Consider the following 18,717-nt stretch of genomic DNA (forward strand, 5'->3'; position numbering starts at 1 on the left):
GGCCCTGGGAGCTGAGGGGATGGCGGCAGACGTGACGATGCTGGTGGGCAACGGCTACACACCGGGGCACGCGGCCCTGGCGATCGACCTGTACCGGCGCACGCCGGGGGTGCGGGCGCTGATCGACCCGCGAGTGGCCCGGTGAACCAGCTGGTCACCGGCGTGACCGTGGGCGACCGTCCGGGCCGAGCGGTGCACGTCGTCGACGGCCGGATCGCCTGGCTGGGCGACGCGGCCGACGCCCCGCGGGCGGACCTCACCCTGGACGGCGGGGGAGCGCTGCTCACCCCGGCGTTCGTCGATGCCCACGTGCACGCCACCGCCACCGGGCTGGCGCTCACCGGGCTGGACCTGGCCGGCGCCGACAGCCTGCGCTCGGCGCTGGCCCGGGTCGCCGGGCACGCCGCGGCGACCCCCACCGGCGTGGTGCTGGGCACCGGCTGGGACGAGACGGCCTGGCCCGAGGGGCGCGGGCTGACCCGCCACGACCTGGACGCCGTGGTGGGGGACCGGCCCGCGTACCTGGCCCGGATCGACGTCCACTCGGCGACGGTCTCCACCGCCCTGCTCGACCGCCTCCCGCGGGTCACCGAGCTACCCGGCTTCTCCGCCGACGGCCGGGTGCGACTGGACGCGCACCACGCCGCCCGCCAGCTCGCCTACGGCTCGGTCGACCCGGTGCAGCGGCGCACCGCCCAGCGCGCCACCCTGGACGCGGCCGCGGCCCTGGGCATCGGGACGGTGCACGAGATGGCCGGCCCGGAGGTCTCCGGCGCCGACGACCTGTCCGGGCTGCTGCGGCTGGCCGGCGAGCAGCCCGGTCCGCGGGTGCTCGGGTACTGGGGCGAGCTGTTCGAACGCGGCGGCCTCGACGTCGTCGCCGAGCTCGGCCTGGCCGGTGCCGGCGGCGACCTCTTCTGCGACGGGGCGTTCGGCTCGCACACCGCCGCGCTGACCAGCCCGTACACCGACCGCCCGGAGACCACCGGGGCGCTGCGCTTCGAGACCGGTCAGCTGGTCGAGCACCTGCGCGCCTGCACGAAGGCACAGGTGCAGGCCGGCTTCCACGTGATCGGCGATGCCGCGGTGGCCCAGGTGCTCACCGCCGTCGGCGCCGTCGTCGAGGAGCTGGGACGCGACGCCGTCCGGGCCTGCCGGCACCGGCTGGAGCACCTGGAGATGGTCGACCTCGACGCGATCGACCAGCTGCGCCGCTGGGGGCTGGTGGCCAGCGTGCAGTCGGCCTTCGACGCCCTGTGGGGCGGGCCCGAGGGCATGTACGCCGAGCGGCTCGGCGTCGCCCGGGCGGTGGCGACCAACCCGCTGGCCGACCTGGTCGACGGCGACGTTCCGGTCGCACTGGGCAGCGACGCCCCGGTGACGCCGATGGACCCGTGGGGCGGGGTGTACGCAGCGATCGACCACACCACCCCCGGCTCGGGCATGCGCCCCTTCGACGCCTTCGACGCCGCCACCCACGGCGGCTGGGTGGCCGCGCGCGCCGAGCACCCGGAGGGGCCGCTCGCGGTCGGCGCGCCGGCGGACCTGGCGCTGTGGGCGACCGAGCAGACCCTGTCCGCGGTACTCGCCACCCGCAGCCGCCCGGCGTGCCGGCAGCTGATCGTCGCCGGCCACCCGATCGGAGACCCGCGATGACCCCCGCCGCGCCCCGCGCTTTCGCGCGCGAAAGCACCGGCGCTTTCGCGCGCGGAGCCGTCCCGCGGCGCATCCGCCGCCCGGGTGCTCGACCCACCGCTCCGGGTGGTCGAGGCGGTCGCGACGCTGGTGGTGCCCGGCCCCACCACCTGAGCACCGGAGGGCGCGCCCGTGTCGACATGGCGACACGTCGACCGGTCCGGATCGCCATGTCGACCTGGCACGCCGCCTCCAGGTAACGGTCGGGTAACGGTCCGACCCGTTGGTCACCGCACGGCCCCCGGTGGTTCCTTCGCACGCCGCCGGTCCCTACTCTCGGCCCGGTCCGTCCCGGGCGGACCGGACACCTCCCGGTCCGGCTCTCCGGGGCTCCGCGTCACCAGAAAACGGCGCAGCGGTCGCACCCAGCCGCCGCTGCACCGGCCCGAAGGCGCGGGGCCCCGAGGCCGACCGGCACGTCCGGCCGGGACGGCGTCCCGGGATGGGATGCTGGACGGAGGCCGCCGCACCCGGTGCGGCGGCCCCCGGCCCCGTTCGCCACGCGGCCGACCATCTCCCGGACCGTCGTCCGGGCAAGCGCGGAGGGCGGCGGTGTCGGCAGTGACGGTGAGCGGCACGGTGACGGCGGACCCGGCCGGGGTCCCGGCCGAGGGAGCCGTGCCGGCGCGCACCCGCCGGTGGCCCTGGCGCACCGCGGTCGCCGCCCTCGGCGGGCTGGCGCTCTACCTGGCGTTCCCCGGGCACGACCTCTCCGCCCTCGCCGTGCTCGGCCCGGCCGCGCTGGCGCTCGCCGTCCGCGGTCAGCGGGTGCGCGGCGGGCTGTGGCTGGGCCTGGTCCTCGGGCTGGTCACCATGGTCCCGCTGCTGTCCTGGAGCGGGATCTACGTCGGCTCCTTCCCCTGGTTGGCGCTCGCGGTCACCGAGGCCCTGTACTTCGCCCTGCTCGGCGGCGCGACGGCGCTCACCTCCCGGCTGCCCGGCTGGCCGGTGTGGGCGGCGGCGCTGTGGGTCGCGCAGGAGGCGCTGCGGGGCCGCTGGCCGCTGGGTGGCTTCCCCTGGGGCCGGCTCGGTTTCAGCCAGGCGGAGGGGCCGTTCACCGCACTGGCCGCCTACGGCGGCGTGCCGCTGGTCGGGTTCGCCGTGGCGCTCACCGGGACGCTGCTGGCCGCCGCCGTCGTCCGGGCGCGGAGGGCCGGAGCGGGGATCAGCCGCCGGGCGGCGCTGCGTTCGGCCGCCGTCCCGCTCGTCGCCGCCCTGACCGTGCCGGCCGTCGGCGCGCTGGCCTGGCTGCCCCTGGCCGGCTCCTCGCTGACCGAGGGCGGCCCGACCCGCACCGTCGCGGTGATCCAGGGCAACGTGCCGCGCGCCGGCCTGGACTTCAACGCACAGCGGCGGGCGGTGCTGGACAACCACGCAGCCGAGACGATCCGGCTGGCCGACGCCGTCGCCGCGGGGGAGGCCGACCAGCCCGACCTGGTGATCTGGCCGGAGAACAGCTCCGACATCGACCCGTACACCAACGCCGACGCCGCCCGGGTGATCAGCCGCGCCGCCCGGGCCATCGACGCCCCGATCCTGGTCGGCGCCGTCGTCCGAGGACCGGGGGAGAACATCTCCAACACCGGCATCGTGTGGGATCCGGTCACCGGCCCGGGGGAGACCTACGTCAAGCGGCACCCCGTGCCCCTGGCCGAGTACGTCCCCGCCCGGCCGTTCTTCCGCTTCTTCAGCCCGCTGGTCGACCGGGTCACCGACTTCGCGCACGGCACCGAGGTGGGCACCCTGGACATCGGGGGAGCACGGGTCGGCGACGTCATCTGCTTCGAGGTCGCCTACGACGGCCTGGTGGCCGCCGTCGTCGACGACGGCGCGGGCATGGTCGTCGTGCAGACCAACAACGCCACGTTCGGCTACACCGACGAGACCGAGCAGCAGCTGGCGATGAGCCGACTGCGGGCGGTGGAGTTCGGCCGGACGGTGGTGGTGGCCGCGACCAGCGGGGTGAGCGCGATCGTCGCGCCGGACGGCACGCTGGTGCACCGCTCGGAGCTGTTCACCGCCGACTCGTTCGTCGAGCCGATCGCCCAGCGCGACCAGCGCACCGTCGCCGAGCGGCTGGGCGCGACCCCCGAGTGGGTGCTCACCGCGGTGGGCGTGGGCGCCGTCCTGGCCGCCCTGGCCCGCCGGCGGAGCGCCCGGTGACCGACGTCGGCGGCCCCGTGCTGGTCGTGATCCCCACATACGAGGAGGTGGGGAACCTGGGCACGGTGCTCGACCGGCTGCACGCCGCGGTCCCGGGCGCCCACGTGCTGGTCGTCGACGACGCCTCGCCCGACGGCACCGGCGAGCTGGCCGACGCCCGGGCCGCCGAGGACGAGCGGGTGCACGTGCTGCACCGGGCCGGCAAGCAGGGGCTGGGCCCGGCCTACGTCGCCGGCTTCCACTGGGCCGCCGAGCACGGCTACGCCGTCGTGGTGGAGATGGACGCCGACGGGTCGCACCCGCCGGAGCGGCTGCCCGCCCTGCTGGCCGCCCTGGCGGACGCCGACCTGGTGCTCGGGTCGCGCTGGGTGCCGGGCGGGCGCGTGCTCGACTGGCCCCGCCACCGCCTGGCCATCTCCCGAATCGGCAACCTCTACACCCGCTGGGCACTGCGCCTGCCGCTGGCCGACGCGACCGGGGGCTTCCGGGCAGCGCGCGCCGACCTGCTGGCCCGCTTGCCGTTCGACCAGGTGGCCAGCCAGGGCTACTGCTTCCAGGTCGACTGGGCCTGGCGGGCGGTGCGCTCCGGCGCCCGGGTGGTGGAGGTGCCGATCACGTTCAGCGAACGAACGGTGGGCCGGAGCAAGATGAGCGGCTCGATCGTTGGAGAGGCGTTGGCACGGGTCACCTGGTGGGGCGTGCTCGACCGGCTGGCCGACCGGCTGCCCGGGCGGGTGCGCCGTCCCGTACCCGCGCGCAGCCGCGGCGGGCGGACACAGGCGCTCCGGTAGGGAGCGCCGGCCGGCCGTGCCGCGGCAGGAGAGGAGAGATCCATGACCATGGGCTCCGCGATCGGCGGGCACACCCCACGACGGCGGGCGTCCTCACGCTGGCGGACGGCGGTGGGTCTCGGCGCGCTGGCCGAGGTCGTCGTGTTCGTCCTCGTCGCGAGCTGGATCGGCGTGGGCTGGACGCTGCTGCTGGCGCTGGCCACGAGCGCCCTGGGCGGGCTGCTGCTGGCGCGCCAGGGCACCCGCGCCCTCACCGAACTCCGGCTGCGCGCCGAGGAGCACCGCGACCCGGGCCGCGCCCTGGGCGATGCCGGCCTGGTCGCCCTCGGCGGGCTGCTGATGGTGCTGCCCGGCTTCCTCGGCGACCTGCTCGGCCTGATGTGCCTGCTGCCGGTCACCCGGGCGCTGCCCCGGGCGCTGATCGCCCGGGGGATCGCCCGCCGGCTGCCCGACCGCTGGCTGGGCCCGGTCCGGGTGCGGGCCACCCGCACCGTCGACGGCACCGTCGCCGACGGCCCCTCCGACGTGTACCGCGCGGGCCCCGCGCACCGGGTGATCGAGGGACGCGTCGTCGAAGGTGAGGTCGAGGACGGGCCTGCCGGTCGCTGACCGCACCCCTGACGCAGAACGGCCCCGGTGGGAGATCTCCCACCGGGGCCGTTGGCCCCCTGCAGGGTCCCGCGCCGAGCGTGCGAGGCGTGGGGGGCAGGGGGTCCTTGTTCAGCTGGCGCGGGTGCGCCGCCCGCGGAGCACCTCGAGGCGCTCGGCGAGCACCTCCTCCAGGTCGTCCACCGAACGACGCTCCAGGAGCATGTCCCAGTGGGTGCGCGGGGGCTTGACCTTCTTGGGGGCGGGCTCGGAGCCACCGACCAGCTTGGCGGCCGAACCGTCGTACTTGCACTCCCAGGTGTCGGGGAGTTCCGCGTCGTCGGCGAAGGGCACCGTGACCAGGTGGCCCTGGGTGCACTTGTACTCGGCGTACTGCCGCTCGATGGGCGCGGTGTTGCGCTCGGTCTCGTAGCTCACGCTGCCCAGTCGGCTTCCGCGCAGGGAACGCTCGCCCATGGCACACCGTCCTCTCGTGCTGATCTCGGTCAGGTCTGGGACTGCCCGGACAGCCGATTGCTCACGCATCCGGCTCGGGGTGTCGCAGAGGTCAACGACAGATGACGGAAAGAGATTCCGTGTCGTTCGACTGGTCATCATCGCATGGGGTGATGCGCCAACGTTCAACCACCCCCACGGGGGAGTGGCACCACTCAGCGGAGCGCCAACTGCCCCGGACCGGTCGGCGTCGGCCCCAGCTGGCCGCTCGCGTGGTGGCGGCGACACAGCACTTGGTAGCGCACCGCGGCCTCCCCGGTCGCGCCGTCCGGCGGCGCCGGGGGCTCGGTGTCGGCGACGACGACGGTGGCGCCCTCCCGGACCATCGCCCCGTCGACCACCCGTGCGTTGAGCAGCCCGGGCAGGCCGCACCAGCACAGCACCATCACCTGGACCCGCTGGACGTCGTCGGCGAGCTCGAACAGCCGCTGGGTGCCGGGGAAGAGCCGGGCCCGGAAGTCGGTGGTCAGCCCGAAGGCGAACACGTCGACGTGCGACTCGTCGACCAGCTCGGCCAGCTGCTCGACCTGCCCACCGGTGAGGAACTGCGCCTCGTCGACGATCAGGTAGTCGACCCGCTGGCCGGCCGCCCACCGGTCCCGGACCAGCAGCCGCACGTCGGTGCCGGCGTCGACCTCCACCGCGTCCTGGCGCAGCCCGACCCGGGAGCTGATCTGCGCGGGCCCCGAGCGGTCGCCCTGGGTGAGCAGCAGCCCGTGGCGGCCCTGCCGGCTCTGGTTGTGGTCGACCTGCAGCGCCAGGGTCGACTTCCCGCAGTCCATCGGACCGTGGAAGAACGTCAGGTGCGCCGGAGCCGGGTGCCGGCGGCGGTCGCCGGCGGCGGGCACCACCTCCAGCAGGTGCGTCGGGCCGTCCAGAGGGGCGGGTGTCACAGGCGCTCCGGGGGTGTGTTGCCGGCCTCGACGATGGCCCGGCGCATGTCCAGCCGCGCCAGCAGGAAGCCGCCGAGGACGAAGAAGAGGACGAGGCTGAAGATCGCGTACCGGTAGGAGTCGGTCAGCTGGTAGGTGAGGGCGAAGAGGAAGGGGCCCAGCCAGCTGGTGCCGCGGTCGCTGATCTCGTAGAGGCCGAAGTACTCGGCCTCCTTGCCCGGCGGGATCAGCTGGCTGAACAGCGACCGGGACAGCGCCTGGGTGCCACCGAGCACGAAACCGATGACGACGGCGAGCAGGTAGAACTGCACCGCCGCGCCGGCCTGCACGAAGTAGGCGGCCACGAGCACACCGGTCCACAACACCAGGCCGCCGAGCACGGTGCGCTTGGCGCCGATCACCGCGGCGATCCGGCCCATGCCCATCGCCCCGAAGAAGGCGACCACCTGCACCAGCAGGATGGTGGAGACCAGGGTCGTCTGGGACAGCTCGAGCTCCTCGGCGCCGTACTGAGCCGAGACGCCGATGATCGTCTGCACGCCGTCGTTGAACAGCAGGTAGGCACCGAGGAACCACAGCGTCAGCCGGTAGCGGCGCATGTCCCGCAGGGTGGCGGCCAGCTGCCGGAAGCCCCCCGACAGCGCGCCGCCACCGGCCGGGACGACGGCGGACTCCCGCGGCCTGCGGTTCCGCAGCAGCGAGACGCTGACGACGGTGAACCCGGCCCACCAGAGGCCGGCCGAGGCCAGGCAGATCCGCACCGCCTCGCCCTCGGTCAGCCCCAGGGACTCGTACTGGGTGAACAGCGCGAGGTTCGCCGCGAGCAGCAGGGCGCCGCCGAGGTAGCCGAAGGCCCACCCACGGCTGGAGACGGCATCCCGCTCGTCGGGGCCGGCCAGGTCGGGCAGCCAGGAGTAGTAGACGACGGTGGCCGCGCCGAAGGCGAGGTTCGCGACGACGAACAGCGCCGCACCCAGCAGGTACCGCTCCCCGGCGACGAAGAACAGCGCCATGGTGGCCACCGAGCCGACGGTGGCGAAGCCGGCCAGCAGTTGACGTTTGCGTCCGCTGCGGTCGGCGATCGCCCCGGTGACCGGCAGCACCAGCACCTGGAGCACGACCGAGAGCGACAGCACGTACCCGAACCAGCTGCCCGGCGGGATGCTGATGCCCAGCGGGTGGATCCGCCCCTGCGCGTCGGCGGCCGCCTCGGCGATCGAGGTGAGGTAGGGGGCGAGGAAGACGGTCGTCACCGAGGTGTTGAAGACCGACATCGCCCAGTCGTAGGAGTACCAGCCGGCGCGCTCGCGGCGCAGTGTCCGGTCGGCGCGGGGGACGTCGGACCCGGCGGGTGCGGGCGGTGCGTCGGTCACCGGCGCAGGGTGTCAGCCGCACGAGGGCGGGTCCAGCACCGCCCGATCACGGGATGTCCTCGGGCACCACGCCGCCCGGGAACGCCGCCACCGCGGTGGTGGGCCGGGTGGGGTCGGCGAACGCGATCCGGTCGGTCGGCTCGCCGGCCCGCAGCGGGGCCAGGCCACGGGTCAGCGCGGCGGCGATCCGGACCCGCGCCCGGTTGGCGTCACCCACCCGGCCCGGCTGCAGGTCCCGGAAGAACACCGGGGCACCGATGTCCACCCGCAGCGCGGGCTGCCGCCACAGCGCCCGGAGCAGGGTGCGCAGCTTGCCCCAGTCGTTGGCGTACTGCAGCACCTCGTGCGCGCCCCACTGGCTGACCGGGATGACCGGCACGTCGGCGGCCAGGGCCATCCGGGCCAGCCCGGTGCGCCCACGCTCGGGCCAGCCGTCGGCGGTCAGCCCGACCCGCCCTTCGGGGTAGGCGACGACATGGCCACCGGCGGCCAGCGCCACCTGGGTGACCCGGAGTGCGTGGGCGGCGAGGTCGGTCCCGCGGTCGACCCGGATGCCACCGGAGCGCTCCAGCAGGGGCCCGACGACCGGGGCGGTGATGATGCCGCGGGTCGCCATGAACCGCGGGGTGACGCCGGCCCGGTGCAGTGCCGCGGCGACGACGAAGCTGTCGAAGTCACCGATGTGGTTGACCGCCAGGAGCAGCGGCCCGTCCAGCCACTCCTCGGGGATGCTCCCGGTCACCTCCAGGCGACCGAAGACGCCCGGCAGCCGGTGCAGGCTCCGCAGCAGCCCGCGCCACAACCACCACGGCGGCGCTGCGGCGATGGCCAGCTCGCGGGCGAACCAGTCGGGGTCCTCGGGGCCGACGAGACCGGCGAGCTCCGGGGGCAGGGGTGGCGGGGCCGGCCGCCAGGAACGGAGCCGAGCGGACAGCCGGCCGGTCACGCTCCGGTCCACTGACCGCGGGCCACCAGCAGGTCGCGGAGCATCGCCGGACGGTCGGTCATCACCCCGTCGACGCCCAGGTCGAGCATCTGCTTCGCGTCGGCCTCGTCGTCGACCGTCCACACGTGCACCTGCAGGCTCCGGGTGTGCGCGGCCTCGATGAAGCGCTCGTCGACCAGCGGGCGGCCACCCAGCACGAGCGGCACCTGGGCGCACCCGGCCTGGATGCGCACCAACCCGGCGGCGCGGGGCGAGTAGGAGGACAGCCGCAGCGCGGCGACGCCCTTGGGCCCCAGGGAAGTGCAGACGTCGGGCCCGAACATCCGGCGGGCGGCCGCGATCCGGGCGTCGGAGAAGGAGCCGATGCAGATGCGGTCCTCGATGGCCAGCCGCCGCACGGTGCGCACCAGCGGGGCGAGCACCCCGGCGGCCTTGACGTCGAGGTTGAAGCGGACGTCCGGCCAGGCGCCCAGCAGGTCCTCCAGCGCCATGATCGGTTCGCGGCCGCCGATCAGCGCCGTCTGGACCTCGCTCCACCGCATGCTCTCCACCCGGCCGGTGCGGTCGGTGACCCGGTCCAGGGTGGCGTCGTGGAAGACCACCGGGACCCCGTCGGAGGTGACGCGGACGTCGGTCCCCAAGTACCGGTAGCCCAGCGCCACGCATGCCTCGAAGGCACCGGCGGTGTTCTCCAGGTGCTCGATGGCGCCGCCGCGATGGGCCATCGCGAGGGGAGTGGGCCCGTCGAGGAAGGCGTAACGCGAGCCTGGCACCCCATCACGCTAGCGGCGTCCGTCGACGGCCTCGCGCAGGGTGCCGGACGGGCCGGAAAGCGACCACGGGCGTGTCCCCGGGGAGCTGTCGGACCCGCCGTCTACCGTCGTCACTCGTGGAGGTCGAGCAGCACACGGGTGCGCGCCCTGGGGCACACCGGCGCCAGCGCGACGGCGAGGAGCGCCGCTGCGGCTGGTGCCGCAGCCTGCTCCCGGTCCAGGAGTCGGTGGGCCGGCCTCGCCTCTACTGCGGCCAGGCATGCCGGCAGCGCGCCTACGAGCAGCGCTCGGCCAGCGCCAAGGCCGGGCTGTCCGACGACGTCATGCTGGTGACGCGGGCCGAGCTCGACGCCCTGCAGGACCGGCTGTACCAGCTGCGCTGCGCGATCGAGGACGTGCAGACGATCCTGTCGGAGAAGCCGACCAAGGCCGAGCTGGAGCGCTCGCTCGAGGAGCTGGTGCGCTCGACCGGCCGGCTCGACCGGCTCTGGCTCAACGGGCGCAGCGCCGGCTGATCCCCCGGGCGGCCCTGACGAAGCGTCACAGTGACGCAACTCGCCAGGTCGTCGACCACCCGGGGGAGCGGCCGATCAGTGAGGGTCAGCCGCCGTTGTCGGCATCCTCGTTGCGGTCCTCGTTGCCCTGGTCGGTCTCCGAGTCGTGGACATCGGGCAGACCACCCTGCTCGACGTCGTTCTCGTCGTTGCCCGAGGTGTTGGTGCTCTCGTCGTCGGTCGTGCCGTCGTTGCGCTGGTCGCTGTTCGGGCCACCACTGGGGTCGGCGCACGCGGTCAGAACGGCCGGCCCGCCGGCCAGGGTCAGCGCGACGAACAGAGCAGCCACCGGGCGTCGAATCCTCATGCCTCGACCCTAAGGACGCATGACGCGGACCGCCCGTCGAGGCGGCGATCTACCCCTCATTACGTCAGAGTGACGTAATGAGGGGTAGACAGGTGCGCCAGGGGGAGCGGGCCTTCGGACCCGATGCCCACCCGCGGTCGGTCGATCAAGATCGGAACGTGCACGGGCGACCCCGGGCGAGCCATGATCATCTGCAGCGACCCGGGAGGGCGAGGCGACAGACGGTCGGTGACCCGAGCGGCCGACGGGCTGGGTGTGCGCGTGAGTGACCCACCTGGCCGCCGACTCGTAGGCGACGAGTGCGCCGAACGCGACACCCGTCGGACGCGACACCCGGGACGGGTCATGACGACGTCGTCGAGGGCGGGCATCGCCGTGGACGACACCGGACGAGCCAGGAACCCGGCGAGACCGAACCGTGCGTTCCGACTGGTCGGCTTAGCGCCGATAATCGACATTATGTCAACTAACGAGCGCGACGACCGCTCTCAGCCCGCGAACGACACCTCGGCGGTCGGCAGGACCTGAGCACTCCGTCCGGGGGCTGTTTGGAACTGCCAGTACAGGTTGGTGTGCGCGATGACCTGCTCGACCGGCGGTGCTCCCCAGGCGCTCTTGTCACCGGCGGTGTGTGCGTCACCGACCAACGTGACGTCGTAGCCCCGGGTGAACGCCCCGTGGATGGTCGACCGGATGCAGGCGTCGGACTCGGCGCCGGTCACGACCAGGTGGCCGACGCCCGCCGTGGCCAGCACCTGCTCCAGGTCAGTGCCCTCGAAGGAGTCGCCGTAGGACTTGTGCACCAGCGGCTCAGGCTCGGCACGGACCAGCTCCGGGACGTGCTTCCAGGCGTCGCTCCCCTGGGCCAGTTCCGCGTCGGAGTGCTGTACCCAGACGACCGGGATGCCCGTAGCGCGGGCCTGCTCGACCAGGGTGGCGATGTTGGCGACGACCTCGTCGCGCCGGGCTGCGCCGTCGACGACGCCCCGCTGGACGTCGACGACCATCAGCGCGGTGCCGGGTCGATCGGTGAGCGTGGTCATGGTGGGTCTCCCCTGCTGGGCGGCGACTGGTGCGGGCAGCGCGCACGCTAGACCAGGCCGACGTCGGCAACGCCCCGCTCGACACAGGGCAATCGCACCGTGGGGACCACGGCGGCCTGCTCGTGGTCCGGATGCGGGATGACGCGCACGTCACGTCGGTCTCGTCGCGGGTCACCACGACGGCGATCCCCCGCGCAACCCGGTCGAGCACCTCTCCCCCGTGCCCGCGCTGTCACCCACACCCCGAGACCGACGGTGTCACCAGCACGTGCCGCGGAACTCCACGCCTGGCCGGCGGCCGGCATCCTCGATGCCCAGCACCTCTTCGACCAGGTCATCGATGTGCTCCCGCATGACCACCACGTCGCTCATGCGGGCCGACTGTGTCCATTCCAGCCTCAACAGCTGGTCTTCGTGGTTGGACTTCCATCTGCGTCAGGTTGTTGGGGATAACGGTTCAACGGTCCTGGGCGGCGGGTTTGCCGGGCGAGGCAGGTCGGTAGGTGGCTGTGGCCGTCGTCTGTGCGCCACCGGCGCGGCCCAGCCCCGGCCACCCACCTCCAGGAGGACGTCCATGCCCAGCCCGATCGAGGACTACGGCCTGATCGGCGACCTTCAGACGGCCGCGCTGGTCGGCAAGGACGGCTCGATCGACTGGCTCTGCCTGCCGTCGTTCGACTCCGCGGCCTGCTTCGCCGCCCTGCTCGGCGATGAACGCAACGGCCGGTGGCAGCTCGCCCCTGCCACCGGGGGCAGCTGCACGCGGCGCCGGTACCGGGGTGACTCCCTGGTCCTGGAGACCGAGTGGGAGACCCCGACCGGGACGGTCCGGGTCATCGACCTGATGCCACCCCGCGGCGAGAGCCCCGATGTCGTCCGGATCGTGGAGGGCGTCTCCGGCCGGGTGCCGATGCGGCTGGACCTGGTGCTGCGGTTCGACTACGGCCACCTGGTCCCGTGGGTGCGGTCGGTCGACGGTGACCTCGTCGCCGTCGCCGGCCCGGACGCGGTCACGCTCGTCACGCCGGTCCGGCTGCACGGGCAGGACCACACCACCTCGGCGGAGTTCGAGGTGGCCGCCGGCGAACGGGTCCCCTTCGTGCTCACCCACTCCCCCTCGCACCTGCCGCGTCCGGCGCCGGTGGACGCCGAGGAGGCCCTCGCCAGCACCGAGGCGTTCTGGGCCGACTGGATCGGCCAGTGCCGCTACGACGGCGAATGGGCGCCGGCCGTCCGCCGCTCGCTGATCACCCTCAAGGCGCTGACGTACCGGCCCACCGGCGGCATCGTCGCCGCGGCGACCACCTCCCTGCCCGAGGAGCTGGGCGGGAGCCGCAACTGGGACTACCGGTACTGCTGGCTGCGCGACGCGGCGTTCACCCTGCAGGCCCTGCTCGGCACCGGATACCTGGAGGAGGCGTCGGCCTGGCGGGAGTGGCTGCTGCGGGCCGTCGCCGGCGACCCCGGTGACCTGCGGATCATGTACGCGCTGGACGGCTCCCGGCGGATCCCGGAGTACGAGCTGCCGTGGCTGCCCGGCTACGAGGGCTCGGCCCCGGTGCGGGTCGGGAACGGCGCCGCCGGGCAGTTCCAGCTCGACGTGTGGGGCGAGCTGCTCGACGGCCTGCACCTCGCCCGCGAGTCCGGCCTCGCGCCGCTGGCGGACGCCTGGGCCGTGCAGAAGGTGCTGGTGGAGTTCCTGGAGACCGCCTGGGAACGCCCCGACCACAGCCTGTGGGAGGTCCGCGGTGCGCCGCGGCACTTCGTGCACTCGAAGGTGTTGGCCTGGGCGGGGGTCAACGGCGCGATCGAGGCGGTGGAGCAGCACGGGCTCGACGGCCCGGTGGAGCGCTGGCGGGCGCTGCGGCAGCGCATCCACGACGACGTCTGCGCCCGCGGCTACGACCCGGTGCGCCGGACGTTCACCCAGTTCTACGGGTCCGAGGGGCTGGACGCGTCCCTGCTGCTGATCCCGCAGGTCGGCTTCCTGCCCTGGGACGACGAACGGGTCGTGGGCACCGTGGAGGCGGTCCAGCGCGAGCTGACCTCCGACGGCTTCCTGCTCCGGTACCACACCTCTGCCGACGGCCGGGTCGACGGCCTGCCGGGCGACGAGGCGCCGTTCCTGCTGTGCAGCTTCTGGCTCGCCGACGCGCTCAACGGCATCGGCCGCACCGCCGAGGCCCGGGAGCTGTTCGAGCGGCTGCTGGGCCTCGGCAACGACCTGGGCCTGATGAGCGAGGAGTACGACCCGCGGACCGGCCGGCACCTGGGCAACACCCCGCAGGCCTTCAGCCACGTCGGCCTGGTCAACACCGCCCGGCACCTCAGCGGCGCGCTTCGGGTGCCCGGCGAGCACGCCTGAACCGGCCCGGCGGCGGGTGGGCTCCCGCCGCCGGGCCGTCGGGTCAGGCGATCTCGCTCCGCTGGATGCGGATCCAGCCGAGGAGCATCGGCAGCGCCACCCACAGCGCCGCCGACGTGCCGAACTGCAGCCAGCCCTGCCCGTCGAGCCCGTCCTCGAACAGCGGCATCGAGGTGGTCGACAGGTCCAGCCAGTCGCGGACCCAGTCCAGCGCAGACACCAGGCTCACCAGGATGGTGAACACCGTCGGCAGCACGAAGAACAGCACGATCGCCAGCGGAGAGCTGAGCAGCAGCATGCCGAACGCCACACCGGCCAGCACGGTCACCACCTGGACGACGAGCACCTGGCCCACCAGCGCCGCGCTGATGCCCCAGTCCATCTCCCGATCGGTGAACACCGGGGTGAGCACCGTCGCGAGCGCGGAGGCGGCCGCTGCGGCGACCACGCCCAGCACGGCCAGCACGGCGGCGGCGAGCACCTTCGCGACGAGCACCCGGGACCGACGCGGCACCAGGGTGAACGTCGTCATCGCGGTGCGCTGCGACCACTCACTGGTGACCAGCAGGATGCCGAGCACCGGCAGCAGCAGGCTGATCGGCAGCTGGGTGAAGCCGAAGTGGTCGGTGAACGTCTTGGGCGTGTCCTCGACGAACAACGACAGCGCGACGACGGCGAGCACGGCCAGCCCGATGACGATCAGCAGCCAGCGCCCCGCGCGGGTGTCGTAGGACTTGCGCAGCTCCACCCGGAGCAGCGTGAGCAGGGACGGCGCGCTGGGCGCGGCCCCGGTGCGGGGACGCTCGGCGTCCAGCGTCGCGGTGCTCATGCCAGCACCTCCTGGACCTGCTGGCCGTCCGCGTGGCCGGTGAGCGAGCGGAAGAGGTCCTCCAGCCCCGCTCCCCCGGCCGGCCGCAGCTCGGTGAGGACGACGCCCGCCGCCGCCACCGCCTGCCCGACGGCGAGCGCCTCGGCGTCGGCCACCAGCGCGTCGTCCGGGCCGGGCGAGATGCCGATGCCGGCCGCCTCCAGCGCCTTGGCCAGCAGGGCCCGGTCCGGTCCGCGCACCAGGGTGCCGCCGGTGCCGGCGAGCAGCTCGGACTTGCTGCCCTGCGCCACGATCCGGCCGCCGGAGATCACCACCAGCTGGTCGGCGACCGCCTCGACCTCGTGCAACAGGTGCGAGGAGAGCAGCACCGTGCCGCCGCGGTCGGCGAAGCCGCGCAGCAGGCCGCGCATCCAGAAGATGCCCTCGGGGTCCAGCCCGTTGGCCGGCTCGTCGAGGACCAGCACCTGGGGGTCGCCGAGCAGTGCCGTCGCCAGCCCGAGCCGCTGGCGCATGCCGAGGGAGTAGTTGCCCAGCCGCTTGCCCGCCGGGCGGCCGGCGAGGCCCACCCGGCCGAGCACCTCGTCGACCCGCTCCCGGCCGACGCCCAGGACCATCGCCGACAGGGTGAGGACCTCGCGGCCGGTGCGGCCGGCGTGCTGCGCGCCGGCGTCCAGCAGCACCCCGACCTGGCGCCCGGCGTTGGGCAGCTCGCGGTAGTGCTTGCCGGCGAACGTCGCCGTACCGCTGGTCGGCTGGGCCAGGCCGACCAGCGCCCGCATGGTGGTCGACTTGCCGGCACCGTTGGGGCCGAGGAAGCCGGTGACCGTGCCCGGCTGGCAGGTGAACGAGACGTCGGAGACGGCGACCTGCGCGCCGTACCTCTTCGTCAGGTGCTCGATCGTGATCATGGGCAGAGCCTGCTCCGGCCGGCCCGTCCCCCGCATCGGCCGGAAGTAGGTGATCGCCGGTCGGCTGCGCCGGGGCGGCGCCGGCGAGGTAGACCTTGGTCGGTTCCGGCGGCGCTCCTCCGTCCGTAGCCTCCGGGAGGTGAGCGTGTCCACCCACCCGGCATCGGCCGCGAACGAGGGCGTCGAGCACCCCTCGCTGGTGCCGGCCCAGCTGCTGGCCGATCCCGGTGCGCCTCCCGAGCGCGGTCCGGACACCGGTGGCACGACCGCCGGCCGTCGCCGGGTGCACCGTTCGCTGCGCGACTGGACGGTCGACGTCACGGCCTTCACCGCCTCGGTGCTGATCGGGCTGGTGCTCGTGGGCAGCGCGCTCAGCCAGCCCGTCCCGCCGCCGGACGGCCTGCTGGTCGCCGACCTGGTGCTGGGCTCGCTGGGCTGCGCCGCCCTGTGGCTGCGGCGGCGCTGGCCGGTCGGCGTCGCGATCGGCCTGTCCCTGGTCGCGTCGTTCTCCGACATGGTCGCGGTCGCCTGCCTGTTCAGCCTCTTCACCGTGGCCGTGCACCGCCGGTGGCCGACCGTCACCGCGGTCACCGCGGTCAGCCTCGCCTCCTTCGCCGTGTACGTCGTCGTCCGCCCCGACCCCGAACTGCCGGCCTGGGTGTTCGCCGTCCTCGGTGTCGTGCTCACCGCCGCCGTCGTCGCCTGGGGCATGTTCGAGCGGGCCCGCCGACAGCTGGTGCTGTCCCTGCACGACCGGGCGGTGCGGGCCGAGAACGAGCAGCTGCTGCGGATCGAGCAGGCCCGGCACACCGAGCGCACCCGGATCGCCCGGGAGATGCACGACGTCCTCGCCCACCGGCTGTCGCTGCTGAGCATGCACGCCGGCGCGCTCGAGTTCCGCCCCGATGCCCCGCCGACCGAGGTCGCGCAGGCCGCGGGGGTGGTGCGGGCCAGCGCCCGCCAGGCGCTGGAGGACCTGCGGGAGGTGATCGGCGTGCTCCGCAGCAGCGCGGACGGCGACCCCGGCACCCGGCCGCAGCCGACCCTCGCCGACGTGCCGGCCCTGGTCGAGGAGAGCCGCCGCGCCGGCGTGCGGGTGCGCGTCCGGTACCGGGTGCCCGAGCTGTCCACCGCCCCCAGCGGCGCCGGCCGCAGCGCTTACCGGGTGCTGCAGGAAGGCCTGACCAACGTGCGCAAGCACGCTCCCGGCACGGTCGCCACCGTCCTGGTCGAGGGGGGCCCGGGCGCCGGGTTGGTGGTGGAGCTGAGCAACCCCGCACCCACCGGCGGGGAGACCGGCACCCCGCTGCCCGGCGGCGGCACCGGTCTGGTCGGGCTGCTGGAGCGGGTCAGCCTGGGCGGCGGACACCTGGAGCACGGCTGGACGCCCGACGGGGAGTTCCGGCTGCGCGCCGAGCTGCCCTGGCCGGCGGACCAGCCGGCGTGACCGCCCCGGTCCGGGTGCTCGTCGTGGACGACGACCCGCTCGTCCGCGCCGCCCTGGCGATGGTGCTCGGGGGTGCCGACGGACTGGCGCTCGCCGGCGAGGCGAGCGACGGTGCGGAGGTGCCCGCCGCGGTGGCCCGCACCTCCCCCGACGTCGTCCTGATGGACATCCGGATGCCCGGCGTCGACGGGCTCACCGCCACCGAGCGGCTGCAGCACCAGCGGGACGCCCCCGAGGTGATCGTGCTGACCACCTTCGACGCCGACGACCAGGTGCTGCGGGCCCTGCGGGCGGGCGCCAGCGGCTTCCTGCTCAAGGACACCCCGCCGGCGGCGATCGTGGACGCCGTGCGCCGGGTGGCCGCCGGCGAGCCGATGCTCTCCCCCACCGTCACCCGGCGGCTGATGTCCCACGTCGCCACCGCCACGGCCACGGCACCCGCGGTCGACGACCGCCGGGAACGCGCCCGCGCGCAGCTGGCGGTGCTCAGCGACCGCGAGCGGGACGTGGCGCTCGCCGTCGGCCGAGGGCTGTCCAACGCCGAGATCGGCGCCCAGCTGTACCTCAGCGTGGCCACCGTCAAGGCGCACGTGTCCCGGCTGCTGGTGAAGCTCGAGCTGACCAACCGGGTGCAGATCGCGCTGCTCATCCACGACGCGGACCTGCTGTGACGCCCGCCGCCGCCGGCGGCGGCAGCGGGCTGTCCGCGCTGTTCGGCCTGCTGGTGTCCGACCCGGTGTGGACGACCGTGATCGGCGTGGGCATCGGCGTGGTCGTCGCGGTGGTCGCGACGTGGTGGCGACGTGGTGGCGACGTGGTGGCGACGTGGTGGCGACGCCGGTCCGGTGACGACCGCGACTGACGGAGGACCGACGTCCGTGGTCAGTACCGCGAGCGGTCGCGCCAGCGGCGCCCGGCCAGCCACCAGGACAGCCGTCGGGTGACCCACGGCAGCAGCAGGTAGGTCATCACCGGGGTCAGCGCCAGCGTCATCGCCGCGACCCGGGCGACCACGTGCACGTCGGCCAGCAGCGTCCCGAGCGTCAGCGTGGCGAGCAGGTTGAGCGGGAAGAAGACCAACCAGATCGTCGTCGCCTGCTTCCAGCGGGGTGGGGCCGGCGGCGGCGTCACCTCCGCGGCGGCGGCCACCGGGGCGTCGAACCAGCCCTCGATGCCGGTGCGCCGCTCGGTGCGGGTCATCTCGGCGAGCCCCTGCGCCGAACCCAGCCACCAGCGTCGTTCCGGGCTCGCCTCCCAGGCGGCGAGGGTGGCCGGGGAGTCGAACCGGCACAGCATGTGCCACTCGTCCGCGCCGTGCCGGGGCTGGACCCAGCCTCCGCCGAGGAAACCGGGGAACCCCTCGGCGAGGGTCAGCCCCGCCCGGATCCAGGCGCTCATCTGCACCGCGTGCGCCGGGTCGGCGCGCCGGGTGAAGGAGACGGTGACCGGGAGATCGTCCGCGGTCACCGCCTGCTGCGTGCTCGTCATGCCCCCAGCATCACCGCCGACTGTGACGTCCGCGTGAC

The 18,717-nt window shown here is 74.3% G+C and carries 20 protein-coding genes; 10 read left to right on the top strand and 10 right to left on the bottom strand.

All coding sequences use genetic code 11. The features are described from left to right. Positions 1-19: 19 nt before the first annotated feature. The 5 genes from ACI79Y_RS13585 (at position 20) to ACI79Y_RS13605 (ending at position 5,258) form a co-directional block, all read left to right on the top strand. Positions 20-145 (top strand): hypothetical protein, encoded by a 126-nt coding sequence (locus tag ACI79Y_RS13585; protein ID WP_457158980.1) that lies wholly within the window; start codon positions 20-22, stop codon positions 143-145. Beyond that, on the top strand, positions 142-1,656 hold the full coding sequence (locus ACI79Y_RS13590) for an amidohydrolase (RefSeq protein WP_457158981.1): 1,515 nt from the start codon (positions 142-144) through the stop codon (positions 1,654-1,656). The genes ACI79Y_RS13585 and ACI79Y_RS13590 overlap by 4 nt, the downstream gene beginning before the upstream one ends. Positions 1,657-2,247: 591 nt before the next feature. Continuing rightward, positions 2,248-3,858, top strand: a complete 1,611-nt coding sequence (lnt, locus tag ACI79Y_RS13595; RefSeq protein ID WP_457158982.1) for an apolipoprotein N-acyltransferase — start codon at positions 2,248-2,250, stop codon at positions 3,856-3,858. Next, on the top strand, positions 3,855-4,649 hold the full coding sequence (locus ACI79Y_RS13600) for a polyprenol monophosphomannose synthase (protein WP_457158983.1): 795 nt from the start codon (positions 3,855-3,857) through the stop codon (positions 4,647-4,649). Before lnt ends, ACI79Y_RS13600 begins: the two co-directional genes overlap by 4 nt. A 42-nt stretch (positions 4,650-4,691) precedes the next feature. After that, entirely contained in the window at positions 4,692-5,258 is a 567-nt protein-coding gene (locus ACI79Y_RS13605) for an FxsA family protein (protein ID WP_457158984.1), read from the top strand. A gap of 111 nt (positions 5,259-5,369) precedes the next feature. Here the strand turns inward: ACI79Y_RS13605 and ACI79Y_RS13610 are convergent, their stop codons facing one another. From ACI79Y_RS13610 to ACI79Y_RS13630, 5 genes are all read right to left on the bottom strand, one after another. Then, a complete protein-coding gene (locus ACI79Y_RS13610) occupies positions 5,370-5,714 on the bottom strand; it encodes an RNA polymerase-binding protein RbpA (protein WP_457158985.1) in 345 nt (114 codons plus the stop codon). A 194-nt stretch (positions 5,715-5,908) separates the two neighbouring features. Continuing rightward, positions 5,909-6,646 (bottom strand): thymidine kinase, encoded by a 738-nt coding sequence (locus ACI79Y_RS13615; protein WP_457158986.1) that lies wholly within the window; start codon positions 6,644-6,646, stop codon positions 5,909-5,911. Continuing rightward, positions 6,643-8,019, bottom strand: a complete 1,377-nt coding sequence (locus tag ACI79Y_RS13620; protein WP_457158987.1) for an MFS transporter — start codon at positions 8,017-8,019, stop codon at positions 6,643-6,645. The genes ACI79Y_RS13615 and ACI79Y_RS13620 overlap by 4 nt, the downstream gene beginning before the upstream one ends. A gap of 46 nt (positions 8,020-8,065) precedes the next feature. After that, positions 8,066-8,965, bottom strand: a complete 900-nt coding sequence (locus tag ACI79Y_RS13625) for a lysophospholipid acyltransferase family protein (RefSeq protein WP_457158988.1) — start codon at positions 8,963-8,965, stop codon at positions 8,066-8,068. Then, positions 8,962-9,738 (bottom strand): glycerophosphodiester phosphodiesterase, encoded by a 777-nt coding sequence (locus ACI79Y_RS13630; protein ID WP_457158989.1) that lies wholly within the window; start codon positions 9,736-9,738, stop codon positions 8,962-8,964. The genes ACI79Y_RS13625 and ACI79Y_RS13630 overlap by 4 nt, the downstream gene beginning before the upstream one ends. Before the next feature lie 116 nt (positions 9,739-9,854). Between ACI79Y_RS13630 and ACI79Y_RS13635 the strand changes: the two genes are divergently transcribed. Continuing rightward, a complete protein-coding gene (locus ACI79Y_RS13635; protein ID WP_457158990.1) occupies positions 9,855-10,253 on the top strand; it encodes a hypothetical protein in 399 nt (132 codons plus the stop codon). 85 nt (positions 10,254-10,338) lie between these two features. On the opposite strand, the gene ACI79Y_RS13640 is transcribed toward ACI79Y_RS13635, so the two are convergent. Both ACI79Y_RS13640 and ACI79Y_RS13645 read right to left on the bottom strand, forming a co-directional pair. Further along, positions 10,339-10,599 (bottom strand): hypothetical protein, encoded by a 261-nt coding sequence (locus ACI79Y_RS13640; protein ID WP_457158991.1) that lies wholly within the window; start codon positions 10,597-10,599, stop codon positions 10,339-10,341. A 488-nt stretch (positions 10,600-11,087) separates the two neighbouring features. Further along, on the bottom strand, positions 11,088-11,642 hold the full coding sequence (locus tag ACI79Y_RS13645; protein ID WP_457158992.1) for an isochorismatase family protein: 555 nt from the start codon (positions 11,640-11,642) through the stop codon (positions 11,088-11,090). A gap of 574 nt (positions 11,643-12,216) precedes the next feature. Here ACI79Y_RS13645 and ACI79Y_RS13650 point away from each other — a divergent pair. Beyond that, positions 12,217-14,007, top strand: a complete 1,791-nt coding sequence (locus tag ACI79Y_RS13650; protein WP_457158993.1) for a glycoside hydrolase family 15 protein — start codon at positions 12,217-12,219, stop codon at positions 14,005-14,007. A 43-nt stretch (positions 14,008-14,050) separates the two neighbouring features. Here the strand turns inward: ACI79Y_RS13650 and ACI79Y_RS13655 are convergent, their stop codons facing one another. Beyond that, positions 14,051-14,836 (bottom strand): hypothetical protein, encoded by a 786-nt coding sequence (locus ACI79Y_RS13655; protein ID WP_457158994.1) that lies wholly within the window; start codon positions 14,834-14,836, stop codon positions 14,051-14,053. Beyond that, positions 14,833-15,744 (bottom strand): ABC transporter ATP-binding protein, encoded by a 912-nt coding sequence (locus ACI79Y_RS13660; protein ID WP_457158995.1) that lies wholly within the window; start codon positions 15,742-15,744, stop codon positions 14,833-14,835. Before ACI79Y_RS13660 ends, ACI79Y_RS13655 begins: the two co-directional genes overlap by 4 nt. A gap of 139 nt (positions 15,745-15,883) precedes the next feature. Here ACI79Y_RS13660 and ACI79Y_RS13665 point away from each other — a divergent pair, with 139 nt between their 5' ends. The 3 genes from ACI79Y_RS13665 to ACI79Y_RS13675 are packed head-to-tail and all read left to right on the top strand — an operon-like array spanning position 15,884 to position 18,053. Further along, a complete protein-coding gene (locus ACI79Y_RS13665; protein WP_457158996.1) occupies positions 15,884-17,191 on the top strand; it encodes a sensor histidine kinase in 1,308 nt (435 codons plus the stop codon). Further along, the gene (locus ACI79Y_RS13670; RefSeq protein ID WP_457158997.1) at positions 17,188-17,862 is read left to right on the top strand and encodes a response regulator; all 675 of its coding nucleotides are present in this window, start codon (positions 17,188-17,190) and stop codon (positions 17,860-17,862) included. The genes ACI79Y_RS13665 and ACI79Y_RS13670 overlap by 4 nt, the downstream gene beginning before the upstream one ends. Beyond that, on the top strand, positions 17,859-18,053 hold the full coding sequence (locus tag ACI79Y_RS13675; protein WP_457158998.1) for a hypothetical protein: 195 nt from the start codon (positions 17,859-17,861) through the stop codon (positions 18,051-18,053). The genes ACI79Y_RS13670 and ACI79Y_RS13675 overlap by 4 nt, the downstream gene beginning before the upstream one ends. A gap of 20 nt (positions 18,054-18,073) precedes the next feature. Here ACI79Y_RS13675 and ACI79Y_RS13680 read toward each other — a convergent pair whose 3' ends face one another. Further along, complete coding sequence (locus ACI79Y_RS13680) at positions 18,074-18,679, bottom strand: antibiotic biosynthesis monooxygenase (protein WP_457158999.1); 606 nt, start codon at positions 18,677-18,679, stop codon at positions 18,074-18,076. Positions 18,680-18,717 lie beyond the last annotated feature (38 nt).

Source organism: Modestobacter sp. SYSU DS0875 (genome assembly GCF_054050915.1).